The organism is Oryzihumus sp., from assembly GCF_036391795.1.
In the GTDB taxonomy this organism is placed as follows: Bacteria; Actinomycetota; Actinomycetes; order Actinomycetales; family Dermatophilaceae; genus Oryzihumus.
Window position 1 is genome coordinate 1 of the sequence record NZ_DASVZH010000322.1, and the last position, 12,249, is coordinate 12,249.

The 12,249-nt window shown below is 74.1% G+C and carries 12 protein-coding genes; 7 read left to right on the plus strand and 5 right to left on the minus strand.

What is annotated here, in order from left to right:
- The 4 genes from VF825_RS19405 to VF825_RS19420 all read left to right on the plus strand — a co-directional run.
- Window positions 1-748: DegV family protein (locus VF825_RS19405; protein ID WP_331116497.1), on the plus strand; the 748-nt coding region annotated here is incomplete at its 5' end.
- Between the two features lie 3 nt (window positions 749-751).
- Entirely contained in the window at window positions 752-1,339 is a 588-nt protein-coding gene (locus tag VF825_RS19410) for a glycerol-3-phosphate acyltransferase (RefSeq protein WP_331116499.1), read from the plus strand.
- A gap of 482 nt (window positions 1,340-1,821) precedes the next feature.
- Window positions 1,822-2,475, plus strand: coding sequence for a helix-hairpin-helix domain-containing protein (locus VF825_RS19415; protein ID WP_331116501.1), 654 nt, complete (start codon window positions 1,822-1,824; stop codon window positions 2,473-2,475).
- Window positions 2,472-4,913: a ComEC/Rec2 family competence protein gene (locus VF825_RS19420; RefSeq protein ID WP_331116503.1), complete on the plus strand. Its 2,442-nt coding sequence runs from the start codon at window positions 2,472-2,474 to the stop codon at window positions 4,911-4,913. The genes VF825_RS19415 and VF825_RS19420 overlap by 4 nt, the downstream gene beginning before the upstream one ends.
- Before the next feature lie 2 nt (window positions 4,914-4,915).
- Here VF825_RS19420 and VF825_RS19425 read toward each other — a convergent pair whose 3' ends face one another.
- The 4 genes from VF825_RS19425 to VF825_RS19440 all read right to left on the minus strand — a co-directional run bounded on the left by VF825_RS19425 (window position 4,916) and on the right by VF825_RS19440 (window position 8,454).
- Complete coding sequence (locus VF825_RS19425) at window positions 4,916-5,632, minus strand: polysaccharide deacetylase family protein (RefSeq protein WP_331116505.1); 717 nt, start codon at window positions 5,630-5,632, stop codon at window positions 4,916-4,918.
- 20 nt (window positions 5,633-5,652) lie between these two features.
- Window positions 5,653-6,993 (minus strand): glycosyltransferase, encoded by a 1,341-nt coding sequence (locus tag VF825_RS19430; RefSeq protein ID WP_331116507.1) that lies wholly within the window; start codon window positions 6,991-6,993, stop codon window positions 5,653-5,655.
- Window positions 6,994-7,013: 20 nt separating this feature from the next.
- Window positions 7,014-7,175 carry a hypothetical protein gene (locus VF825_RS19435; protein ID WP_331116509.1) on the minus strand — a complete coding sequence of 54 codons (162 nt, stop codon included), beginning with the start codon at window positions 7,173-7,175 and terminating at the stop codon, window positions 7,014-7,016.
- Window positions 7,176-7,524: 349 nt separating this feature from the next.
- Window positions 7,525-8,454, minus strand: a complete 930-nt coding sequence (locus VF825_RS19440; RefSeq protein ID WP_331116511.1) for a LysR family transcriptional regulator — start codon at window positions 8,452-8,454, stop codon at window positions 7,525-7,527.
- Window positions 8,455-8,537: 83 nt separating this feature from the next.
- On the opposite strand from VF825_RS19440, the gene VF825_RS19445 reads away from it, so the two are divergent.
- From VF825_RS19445 to VF825_RS19455, 3 genes are all read left to right on the plus strand, one after another.
- A complete protein-coding gene (locus VF825_RS19445) occupies window positions 8,538-9,629 on the plus strand; it encodes an aminotransferase class V-fold PLP-dependent enzyme (RefSeq protein WP_331116513.1) in 1,092 nt (363 codons plus the stop codon).
- 81 nt (window positions 9,630-9,710) lie between these two features.
- Complete coding sequence (locus tag VF825_RS19450) at window positions 9,711-10,967, plus strand: patatin-like phospholipase family protein (RefSeq protein ID WP_331116515.1); 1,257 nt, start codon at window positions 9,711-9,713, stop codon at window positions 10,965-10,967.
- Window positions 10,968-11,044: 77 nt separating this feature from the next.
- The gene (locus VF825_RS19455) at window positions 11,045-11,914 is read left to right on the plus strand and encodes an NAD-dependent protein deacetylase (protein ID WP_331116517.1); all 870 of its coding nucleotides are present in this window, start codon (window positions 11,045-11,047) and stop codon (window positions 11,912-11,914) included.
- 7 nt (window positions 11,915-11,921) lie between these two features.
- On the opposite strand, the gene VF825_RS19460 is transcribed toward VF825_RS19455, so the two are convergent.
- Window positions 11,922-12,170: an SCO4226 family nickel-binding protein gene (locus VF825_RS19460; RefSeq protein ID WP_331116519.1), complete on the minus strand. Its 249-nt coding sequence runs from the start codon at window positions 12,168-12,170 to the stop codon at window positions 11,922-11,924.
- Window positions 12,171-12,249: the final 79 nt, after the last annotated feature.

The following is a 12,249-nucleotide window of genomic DNA, read 5'->3' on the forward strand; positions in this document are numbered from 1 at the left end:
CGTCGACGTCGACCCCGGGCAGGTGGCGGCGGCGCTGCGCGCGCACCGCCGGGTGTCGACCTCGCGGCCCACGCCCACCGCCTTCCTTGAGGCCTACGAGGCGGCGGCCGAGGCGGGTGCGGACGAGATCGTGTCGGTGCACATCAGCGCCGACATGTCCGGCACCTTCGACTCGGCGATGCTCGCAGCCCGGCACGCGCCGGTGCCGGTCGAGGTGGTCGACTCCCGTTCGATGGGCCTGGCCATGGGGTATGCCGTGCTCGCGGCGGCCGAGGCCGCCGAGCGGGGGGAGGGCGCCAAGGCGGTGGCGAGCATCGCGCGCTCGCGCGCGCGGGCGACGAAGGTGTGGTTCTGCGTCGACACCCAGGAGCACCTGCACCGCGGCGGGCGGATCGGCAAGGCCTCGGCGCTGCTGGGGTCCGCCCTCGCCATCAAGCCGCTGCTGACGCTGGAGGACGGGCACATCGAGCTCGCCGAGAAGGTGCGCACCTCGGCGCGGGCCGTGGCCCGGATGGAGGACCTCGCGGTCGGCGCAGCCGAGGCGGCCGGTGGCGATGCCTGCGTGGAGCTGGCGGTGCACCACATCGACGCGCCGGACCGCGCCTCCCAGCTGGCCGAACGGCTGCACCAGCGGCTGCCCGGCGCGCCCGAGCCGATGCTGGTGGAGCTCGGCCCGGTGGTCGGCGCGCACGTCGGCCCCGGCACGCTCGCGGTCGTCGTCGCACCGCGCCCCGGCCGGGTGGACTGACCCGTGCCGGGGTCGTGGCTGGTGCTCGTCCTGGCTGCCGTGGCCGGCTTCTTCGTCGGCGGCGTCAACCCGGCCTCGATCGTGGCCCGGCTGCGCCACGGCGACCTGCGGCTGGGGTCGGGCAACCCTGGCGCCACCAACACCGGCCGGCTGCTCGGGGTGCGCTGGGGCGTGCTCGTCGGCGTGCTGGACGTGCTCAAGGGGCTGCTGCCCACGCTGCTGGCGCTGTGGTGGTTCGACCGGTTCACCGCCTATGCCGTCGGGCTGGCGTGCATCCTCGGGCACATCCTCTCGCCCTACCTGCACGGTCGCGGCGGCAAGGGCGTGGCGACGTCGCTGGGGGCCGTGACGGCGGTGCTGCCGTGGTTCTCGCTGGTCATGCTCGGCGTCTTCGGGGTCGTGGTGGCCCGCTCGCGCTGGATCGCCGGCGCCTCGATCAGCGCCGCGCTGGCGCTGCTGCTGCTCTCGGTGTTCGCCCCAATGCCCGCGCCGGTGCTGGCCGGGCGGATCTGGGGGGCGACCGTCGCGCTGATCGTCATCGGCCGCCACCACCGCAACATCCGGGTGTGGCTGGCGACGCGGTTGCGCTGACGCGGCCCCATCCCGCGTTGTCCACAAGGGGGCGCGCGTTCGTCCCACGATCCACAGGGCCGCCGTCGCGTCTGTCCGCCCGTGGGGACGCTTCCTAGCGTGCCCGTATGCCGCGTCGTCACCTCCCCGCCCCGCCACCGGGCCGCCTCGAGGCGGTCCTCGCCCCGCGCCGCACGGTGCCGGAGCCGGCGGTTGCGGGGTGGGTGCCTGACGGGGCAGACCTGCCGAAGCGGGCCGCGGTGCCGATTCCGGCGCGGTCGGTCCGGCCGGCCCAGCAGGCACACCCGTCGCCACCGCAACCGATCGAAGGGCCGGACCCGCTTCAGGTGAGGGCCCAGGGCGAGGTGCCGTATCTGCCTGGGGGCCTGACACGACTGCACCAGCCGCCGGGGGCGCCCGAGCAGGGCCCAGACGGCGTCGGCCGGCACCGACGCCCGGCCCCACCTCGACTCCTCACCGTGCCGGACCCGCTGCGTGGCGCAGTGGCTCGACCGCGGCGGCTGGCCGTGCTGGGGCTGCTCGTGACGCTGGTCGGCGCCACCGTGCTCTTCGGGGTGCGGGTGGCGTGGGCGCGACAGGCTGCCGAGCCGCGCCCGGTCGCCGCCGGTCCTGGCCCCTCTGGCCTGGTCGCGCGCTCGGTGCCCTCGGCGTTCGCCTCGGGGTCATCGACTGCAGGCGCGTCGTCGCCCTCGGGCCTGGTCGTCGTCGACGTGGTCGGTCAGGTCCGCAAGCCCGGGGTGGTGCGGCTGGCCGCCGGCTCCCGGGTGCTCGACGCGGTCACCCGGGCCGGGGGTGCCCTCCCCGGAGCCGACCTGGCCCAGGTCAACCTCGCCCGCGTCCTCGTCGACGGCGAGCAGGTCCTCGTGCCCAAACCCGGTCAGGTGGTGAGCTCGGCGCCCGGCCCGGGCGCGACCGGCGCGGCGGGGGCGTCCGGCGCGGCTGGAGGCGTCGTGGACCTCAACTCGGCGGACGCCACGACGCTGGACTCGCTGCCCGGGGTGGGTCCGGTGCTGGCGCAGCGGATCCTGGACTGGCGCACCGAGCACGGCCGCTTCAGCTCCGTCGACGAGCTCGGCGAGGTGAGCGGGATCGGCGACAAGCTGATGTCCCAGCTGCGTCCCAAGGTCCGGGTGTGAGACGAGGTCCGGCCGAGGCAGCGGCGTCCGCGGGTCCGACCGGGGTGGTGGGCCCGGGGGAGTCGGCGAGGACCGCGGACGCGTCGCCCGCGCAGGAGCAGCCTCGACGGCTCGACATACGGCTGCTGCTGCCCGCGATGGTGGCGTGGGCCGCCGTCGCGGCGGCGCTCGCGGCCCCGCTCGGGCTGATCTGGTGCCTCGGCGCGACCGTGGGGGCGGTCGGCGCCTGGCTGACGCTGCGGCCACCCACCCGTCTCGCCGGCCGCTCCGCGGCGCCGGCGCTGACGCTGCTGGCGACGGCCCTGTGCCTGACGGCCACCGCCGCCCACCTCGGCGTGCGCGATGCGGGGCTGGTGCCCAGGCTCGCGGCGGAGCGCGCCAGCGGCACGGTGGAGGGCACCGTCACCGCCGACCCCCGCGTGGTCACCCGCACCGGCGTGACGCACACGACCCTGGTCGTCGTCCGGCTCCAGGTCGACGACGTGGTGGGCCGTGGCGAGCACAGCGCGGCGGCGACCCCGGTGCTGGTGTTCGGGGACGGGTCCTGGTCACGGGTGCGGTGGCACGAACGCGTGCGGGTCAGCGGACGGTTCGACGCGGCCGAGCCCGGCGATGACGTGGTGGGGGTGTTCAACCCCAACGGCCCGCCGCGGAGCCTGGCCGGGCCGGGCGTGGTGGCCGATAGCGCCGAACGGGTGCGCTCGGGCCTGCGGCAGGCGGTCTCCCGCCTGCCGGCCGATGCCCGAGGGCTGCTGCCCGGGCTGGTCATCGGCGACACCAGCCGCACGCCGGCCGACCTGACCGAGGCCATGCAGGCGACCGGCATGACCCACCTGTCCGCGGTGAGCGGCAGCAACGTGGCGGTGGTGCTGGCCGCCGCGATGGGCCTGTGCCGGGTCGCCGGCGTTCGTCGCCGGTGGCGGCCGTGGGTGGCCGCGCTCTGCCTGGCCGCGTTCGTCGTCCTCGCCAGACCCGAGCCCAGCGTGCTCCGTGCCGCCGTGATGGGCGGGGTCGGCCTGCTCGGCCTGAGCACCTCGCGGCGCAAGGCCGGCCTGCCCGCGCTCGCCGCCGCCGTCGTGGTGCTGCTCTGCCTCGACCCGTGGCTGTCCCGGTCGTTCGGCTTCGCGCTGTCGACCCTGGCGACCCTGGGGCTGCTGCTCTTCGCGGCGCCGTGGGGTCGGCGCATCGCGGCCGTCCTCCCGCCCCGGCTGCAGGGGCTCGGCACCGCCCTGGCCATCCCGGTCGCGGCCCAGCTGATGTGCGGCCCGGTCGTGGTGCTGCTGCAGGGCTCGGTGAGCGTGGTCGGGGTGGCGGCCAACCTCGCTGCCGCGCCCCTGGTCGGGCCGGCCACGGTGCTGGGCGTGGCCTGCGCCGTCGTGGCACTGGTGTCGCACCCGGCCGCGGTCGGCCTCGCCTGGCTGGCGGGTCTGCCCACCCTCGGCATCGCCGGGGTGGCACGGGTGGCCGCGCAGGTGCCGATGGGCCAGCTGCCATGGCCGCACGGGGCTCCGGGAGCGGTCCTCCTGGCGGTCGTCAGCCTGCTGGTGCTCCTCATGGCGCCATGGCTCGCGGTGACGGTGCGCCGGCGCCCGGTGCTGCTCCTCGGCCTCGCGCTGCTGGTGACCGCGGCCGCCGCCCCGACGACGCGCTGGTCGTGGCCGCCGGTGGCCTGGCAGGTGGTGGCGTGTGACGTCGGGCAGGGGGACGGTCTGGTCCTGGCCACGGCCCCCGGGCATGCCGTCGTGGTCGACACCGGGCCCGACCCGGCGCCGATGGATGCCTGCCTGTCCCGGCTGCACGTCACCGTCGTCGACGCGGTGGTGCTGACCCACTTCCACGCCGACCACGTCGACGGGCTGCCGGGCGTCCTGCACGGACGCACCGTGCGTCAGGTGCTCACCTCACCCGTGCGCGACCCGCCCGAGGGCGCCGCCCAGGTCGACCGGCAGGCCGCGGCCGCAGGCGTCCCGGTCCAGCCGCTGTACGCCGGGGACGACCTGCGCTTCGGCTCGCTGCGCGCCCACGTGCTGTGGCCCGACCGGGTCATCCGCGAGGGATCGGTCCCCAACAACGCCAGCATCGTCATGGTGGTGCAGGACGCCGGCCTGCGGGTGCTGATGCTCGGCGACGTGGAGACCCCGGCGGCCCACCAGGTGCTCCTGGCGCTGCGGCGCGGGGGAGAGGCCCGACCGTTCGACGTGCTCAAGGTGGCTCACCACGGGTCGTCGTTGCAGGACCCCCAGCTGGTTGCGGCGACCGGGGCGCCGATCGGGCTGATCAGCGTCGGTGCCGGCAACGACTACGGTCACCCGACCGACAAGACGTTGAAGCTGTTGCGCGACAACGGGATCCGGGCGCTGCGCACCGACCTGCTCGGCGACGTGGCTCTGGGCCGGAGGCCCGACGGGCGGGTCCTGGTCTCGACCCGTGGTCCGTGAGCTCAGCGCCAGGGGCCGGCGAGGGCGTGGTAGGTCAGCCCGTCCCACGCGGGCTCGGCCTTGCTGCTGTAGTCGAGCTGACCGCTGCACAGGTGCCGCGACCGCAGGACCTCGGCGATGCGGGCCAGCGCAGGCACGGCAGCGCGCTGGGCGTCATGCATCAGCACGACGTCCCCCGGGTGCACCTGCGCCACCACCTGCACGATGTCGTCCACCGAGCGGCCTGCCCAGTCCTTGGTGTCACGGCTCCAGATGACCTGGGTCATGCCCAGACCTCGGGCGGTGGCCTCCACGGCGGGCGTGGTCTCCCCGAAGGGTGGGCGGAACCAGACGGGTCGCTGGCCGGTCGTCGTCTCGATCAGGGCAGAGGTCTGCGTCAGCTCCTCGCGCATCGCCGCCTGCGTCAGTGCGGGCAGGTGCGCGTGGTCCATGGTGTGGTTGCCCACGTGCATGCCTGCCTCGACGACGAGCCGGGCGAGGTCGGGATGTTCCTGGACGTTGCGCCCGACGAGGAAGAACGTGGCCTTCAGACCGTTGCGCCGGAGGGCGTCGAGCACAGCAGGCGTGTTGGAGGACGGTCCGTCGTCGAAGGTCAGGGCGACGTAGCCGGCGCACGCGTAGGTCGTCCCCTGCGCGCTGGCCAGGGCACTGGGCCGCTGTGCCCGCGCCATCGCCAGCAGGGCCGCGGCCAGGAGCACCAGGACGACCAGATGCGTCACCAGCGCCCTCCGGACGCCTCTCACGACGCCCCGACCGGTCGCGCCAGGGCGACCTCCACCGACTCCCGGGTCCCCCAGCCGGTGCGACGGCACGTGGCGATCGCGTACAGCCGGACCAGACGAAGCCCGAAGAAGGCCCAGAGGGAGGCCAGTGGCGACAACACGACGGTCAGCACGCGGGACCACGTCGGCTCGTCCGAACGGCGGGCGGAGAAGTAGCGCAGCGCCTGCCCGTAGCCGACCAGGACCGGGATCAGGAGGAGGGGAGGGACGCTGCCGGGGTCGCGGGCGGCGCCCACGACGAACAGGGCGATGAACACCCAGAGGCTGACGAGGGTCTGGACCCAGCCGGCCAGGTGGGCCCAGTAGGCGTACCGGTTGGTCGGCAGGTAGCGGAAGCGCCAGAAGGAGCGGATGAACGCCCCGCGCATCCAGCGGAGGTACTGGCGCAGGTGGTGGTCGAGCGTCTCGGGCATGAGGGTGAAGGCGAACGCGGTCGGCTGCTGCACGGTCTTGCCGGCGCACAGGCAGAAGAGCGTCAGCATCGAGTCGTCGGAGAACTCCACCCGACGGCCCAGGAACTCCTCGGAGGCGTAGGTGTGCAGATGGTCCCGCACCACCTGGGCCCGGTAGAGCGCCAGCGGACCGGAGTTGACCAGCACCGATCCCATGGTCGAGAGGCTGGAGCGGTCCGTCATCTGTCCCATGACGAACCAGAGGTCGGTGAGGCGAGCCAGCAGGTTGGCCCGGTTGTTCAGCGCCTGCACGACGCCGGCGACCGAGGTGACCTCGGGGTCCGCAAACGGCTTCAGACCCTCCTCCAGGGCACGCTCGTCGAGGACGGCGTCGGAGTCGACCGTCAGGTAGATGTCGGCCTCCGGCGTGCTGGAGAACGTGACGACCTGGGCCGAGCGCTTGCCCCCGTTGGGCTTGTCGTACCAGGTGAGCTCCACGCCGCGCTCGGCGGCGGCGGTCTCGGCCCAGGCCCTGACCTTGGCGTAGTCCACCTGCGTCGAACCGTCGTTGACGGCGTGGATCACCTGGGGCAGGCGGGTCTGGTCCAGCAGTGACGCGATGGTCTCCTTCAGCGCTGCCGGGTCCTCGTTGTAGATGGGGACGTTGGCGACCACCCGGAGCTGGTCGAGCGCCTGCGCCTGCTCCGCGCTCGTGACGTACGGGCGCTCCGACAGGGCCAGGACCGTCTGCCAGCACAGGATCACGAACGCGACGGCGTAGACGACCGTGAAGCGGTGTCCCGGGTCCAGGTCGGGGTGGACGACGGCATAGACGTGCCGTGCCCCCCAAGCGGTGAGCACGACCAGCAGCAGCGCGCCGAGGACCATGCCCCAGCGAGCGCTCATGGTGGCGCTCGGCGCGGCGCTCAGTCGCTGATCGAGCGGCCGCGTCGGAAGCGGGAGCGCACCAGGATCGCGCCGGCGGCGACCAGGGCGAGTGGCCCAGCGAGGAAGGTGCTCTGCGCCATGATCATGGAGCCGATGCCAAGGCCGGCTCCGGCCGTGGGCAGGGTCGCCAGTGTGTGCATGGGAGGGCCCCTCCGATCCTGTGCTCATGCGCGTGAACCCCTGTCAGCCGCGGCGTCGGACCGCAGGGGTGCATCACGGCCCGTGTCGCGTGCCTGCGCCCCTGACGGAGGCGGCGCCCTGCGCTCGCCCAGGAGGCCCGAGCCTGCGAACACCCCCGCCGGCCCGGCGCCGCTGGTGCTCGACCGGCTGTCGCCCGGTGAGACTCTGCCGCAGTGGGCGACGCCGGGCCGTCCCGCGAACGGGTGGAGTCTTGCCACGATCGGAGCGGCGATGGTGGCCGAACGGAGGATCCCGGACGGCCCGGCCCGTCGGGTCAGACGCCGGCCGGGCCCGGCGGGTCACACGGGGTCAGACGTCGGCGAGGACCCGCGTGGGGGAGTGGGCGCTCTCGCAGAGCGCCTCGAGCGTGGCCTTGACCGCCGGCACGCGCTGGAGGTCGGCCGTGGTCACCACGTGCACCGCGCGACGCGAGGCCGGGTGAATCGGCAGGGTCACGACGTCACGGTGGTGGGCGGTGCGCAGGATGAGGTCGGGGATCAGCGCGACGCCCAGGCCCTCGGCGACCAGACCCAGCACGGCGACGTAGTCCTCGGTCTCGAAGGACACGTTCGGCACGAACCCGGCCCGGTTGCACAGCGACAGCAGGTGGCCCCGGCAGCGAGGGCAGCCGGCAATCCATGACTCCTCGGACAGCTTCGACAGGTCGGCGACCTTCTCCTTGGCCATCGGGTGGTCCTTGGGCAGCGCCAGGCGCACCTCGTCGTCGAGCAGCTTGCGCGTGACGAACATGTCGAGGTCCTCCTCGCCGCGGCCGAGGTCGGTGCCCTCGTAGGCGAACGCGACCGCCAGGTCGCACTCGCCGGCACGCAGCGCGGCCAGGGACTCCGGCGGCTCGGCCTCGGTGAAGCTGACCTTGACCTCGGGGTAGCGCTCCTTGACCAGCGCCAGCGCCCGGGGCACCAGGGTGGCCGACGAGGACGGGAACGCCATGAGCCGCACCCGCCCGGCGCGCAGCCCGGCGATCGCGGCGACCTCCTCCTCGGCGGCGTCGAGCGCGGCGAGCACGTTGACTGCGTGCCGCGCCAGCACCTGACCGGCTTCGGTGAGCCGGACGTTGCGCCCGACCCGCTCGACCAGCACGGTGCCGGTGCGCTGCTCGAGGCGGCGCACCATCTGGGAGATGGCGGGCTGGGAGTAGCCGAGGGACAGGGCGGCTCCCGTGAAGCTGCCCTCGTCGGCGATGGCTCGCATGACGCGGAGGCCGGCGGCGTCGATCATGCCGCCACGATATAACTCCGGGTTATCACAGATCAAGAATCCATGTCCTTGTGTGATCTTTGAGGATTCGCGACAGTGAAGCCATGACCCTCGCCCCGCCGACGCCGGCCCCCAGCATCGACACGGTCAAGGCGGCGTTCGCGCCGGCCCCCGGCTTCCTCAACGCGGCCACGCTCGGCCTGCCGCCGGTCCCCGTGGTCGACGCGCTCCAGCAGGCGCTGGCCGAGTGGCAGTCCGGCCGGGCCAGCGCCGCGGGGTATGACGCGCTGGTCCAGCAGGCGCGCACCCTCTACGCCTCCTTCGTCGGCGCGCCGCACGACTGGGTGGCGGTGGGCTCGCAGACCTCGGTGTTCGCCGGCATGGTCGCGGCCTCGCTGCCCGACGGTGCCGAGGTGCTCTGCGTCGAGGGCGACTTCTCCTCCATGGTCTTCCCCTTCCTGGTGGCCGCCCAGGAGGGCCGGGGCATCACCGTGCGCCAGGTCCCGCTGGGTGAGCTGGCCGGGGCGATCTCGCCGCGGACGACGCTCGTCGCGTTCTCGCTGGCCCAGAGCGCCTGCGGCAGCCTGTGCGACGGGGACGCCGTCATCGAGGCCGCCCGCGCCCACGGCGCCCTGACGTTCTGCGACCTGACCCAGGCGGCGGGCTGGATGCCTGTCACCGCAACGGATTTCGACATCACCGTCTGCTCGGCCTACAAGTGGATGTGCCAGCCGCGCGGCACGGCATACCTCACCGTCGCACCGCAGGTGCGCGACCGGCTCCGGCCGGTCAACGCGGGCTGGTATGCCGGGGAGGAGATCTGGTCCTCCTGCTACGGCCCGGAGATGCACCTGGCCGGTGACGCGCGGAGGTTCGACGTCTCGCCGGCGTGGCTCGCCTGGGCCGGGGCGGTGCCGGCACTGGAGGTTCTCGGCCGGGTGCCGACCTCGGTCATCCGCGACCACGACGTGGCGCTCGCCAACGCGCTGCGCGAGCGGCTGGGTCTGGAGACCTGCGCGCGGCCCGTGGTGTCGCTGCGCGACCCGAGCGGGGCGATGGCCCACCGCCTCGAGCAGGCCGGTGCGGTGGTGGCTTCCCGGGCCGGGCGGGTGCGGATCGCCTTCCACGTGTGGAACACGACCGAGGACGTCTGCCTCGTCGCCGACGCCCTCGCCGGGCTGACCGTCACCACCTGAGGCTCCGCTCGCGGCTGGTCACCCCCGCGACCTCATCCCGGGCGGGTGTCCGTCGCCTGTGGTCGAATGCCGAAGGTGGGGATGACAGAGCAGGACCAGATCAGCCAACCCGCCTCTGCCACACCGGCGACCAACGGCCGTCGGGTCGGAGTGGGGCTGTGCCTGTCCGGCGGCGGGTTCCGCGCGGCGTTGTTCCATCTCGGCGCGGCCCGCCGGCTCAACGAGCTCGGCGTGCTCGGGCAGGTGCGCACCATCAGCGCGGTGTCAGGTGGGTCGATCACGGCCAACCTGCTGGCCGACCCGCGGCTGGTCTGGCCAGCCGAGCACGGTGCCTCCGTCTCCGACGCAGACCTCGTGGTGCAGGGCTTCGAGGAGTGCGTGGCCGAGCCGCTGCGACGGTTGACGGCGCGCAACGTCCGCACGCCGGCGTTGCTGTCCAAGCTGTGGCCGTCGCGCTGGCACCTGCCCGACAGTGCCGTCCGGGCGCTGGCCGACGCCTACGTCGAGGCCGTGCCGTGGTGGTCAAAGCCGTTGCGCGACAACGAGACCGGCGGCCCGGCCATCGTCCTGGGCGCCACCGAGGTCGCCTACGGCGTCGACTGGACGTTCGCCGACCCGACCGCCCAGCGCCCCAACGGGCGGATGGGGGACTACCGGCTCGGCTATGCCGCGCCGCCGCCGTCGGTGCGCCTGGCCGACGCCGTCGCCGCATCGTGCGCCCTCCCACCGTTCTTCGCGCCGCTGACGCTGCCCGGCGCGGACCTCGGGCTCACCGGCGGCCACCCCGACCACGAGACGCCCGAGCAGCGCGCCGCGATCCTCGAGCAGATCCGCCTCACCGACGGTGGGGTCTACGACAACCTCGGCCTCGAGCCAGTCTGGCGCAACCACGCCACGGTCCTGGTCAGCGACGGCGGCGCGGTGTTCCGGGCCCGCGCCGAGCACACCGTCTGGGGGCGGCTGCTGCGGATCCTCGGGGTCGCCACCGGCGGCGGCACCTCGGTGCGGCTGCGGTGGCTGCACGCGAGCTTCGCGCGCGACGTCATGCAGGGGTCGACCTGGGGCCTGGACACCGTCGTGCCCGAGGGCTACCCGGCGCCGGTGGTCGAGCTCATCGACGCCGTGCGCACCGACCTCGACGCGTTCACCCGCGACGAACAGCGGATCCTGGAGCGCCATGGCTACCTGGTCGCCGACCACGTGGTCCGGCAGTACGTCCCCACCGCCGTCCGCATCGACGCCCCGCTCGACCCGCCGCACCCCAGGGTCGCCGACCCGGACGTGGTCCGCCGGGCGCTGCGTGGGTCCGCCCGGCGCGTGTTGCTCGGCCGCTGGTAGCGGGGCCGGACGGGGAGCCGGCCGAGGGCGCCGGCCGGGCGGCGTACCGGGGACCGGCCCGGGTGATACTGGCAGGCGTGAGCCTGGCGACCGACAGCATCGACGAGCTGGACCGCCTGGCCGACCTCGTCGGCGGCGGCAACGTCGTCGTGCTCACCGGCGCCGGCCTGTCGACCGAGTCCGGCATCCCGGACTACCGGGGTCCGGACGGCAAGCGTCGGGTGACGCCGATGACCTACGGGGAGTTCGTCGCCTCGGCCGAGAACCGTCGGCGCTACTGGGCCCGCAGCTACGTCGGCTGGCGCCGGTTCGCCGCGGCCGGGCCGAATCGCGGGCATGAGGTCGTGGCCGCCCTGCAGCACGCGGGGCACGTGCGCACCCTCATCACGCAGAACGTCGACGGGCTGCACCAGTCCGCCGGTGCCCGCGACGTGCTGGAGCTGCACGGCAACCTCGAGCGGGTGCTGTGCCTGCAGTGCGGGGACCGGTCTCGGCGTGTCGAGCTCGACGCGCGGCTGCGCGAGGCGAACCCCGACTTCGAGGTGGCGGTGGGGGAGATCCGCCCCGACGGCGACGTCGTGCTGCCCGAGGACGCCGTGGCGCGCTTCCACCCGCCGCGGTGCCTGGTCTGCGGCTCCGACCAGCTCAAGCCCGACGTGGTGTTCTTCGGGGAGTCGGTGCCCAAACCTCTTGTCGCCCAGTGCTTTGCGGAGGTCGAGGCATGCGACGGGCTGGTCGTGCTCGGCTCGTCGCTGCAGGTGATGAGCGGCTACCGGTTCGTCCGGCGTGCGGCCGCGCACGGCATACCGGTCGCAATCGTGACCCGCGGCACGAGCCGTGGGGATGGTGAGGCCACCATCCGCGTCGACGCCGCCCTGGGGCAGACGCTGTCCGAGCTGGCACACCGGGTCGGGCTGACCCGGTATGCCGTGCCGTCGCCGTCCTGAACCCGGGTCAGGCCTGGACCGGCACCGGGTGGATCTCGGCGGCCGGGTGGCCGGTGCGCTCGTGGATCTTGCGGACCGCGTCGGCCGACGGGGCCTCCGACAGGCAGTAGACGTTGCCGCTCTCGGGGTCGGCCCACGCGTGCTTGAAGTGCACGCCCTCCTCGCCCTCGATGTCGAGGTCGGCCTGGTGCGCGGCGGCCAGGCCCTCCTCGCTGATCCCCTTCATCCCCGTGTGGACGTCCATGAACTCGGGCATGGTGCTCACCTCTCTGCGGGGGCGGTCTCGCCCCCAACGCTCGGACGCTAGGCCTCGCCGGGGCGGGAGGAACCGGGCA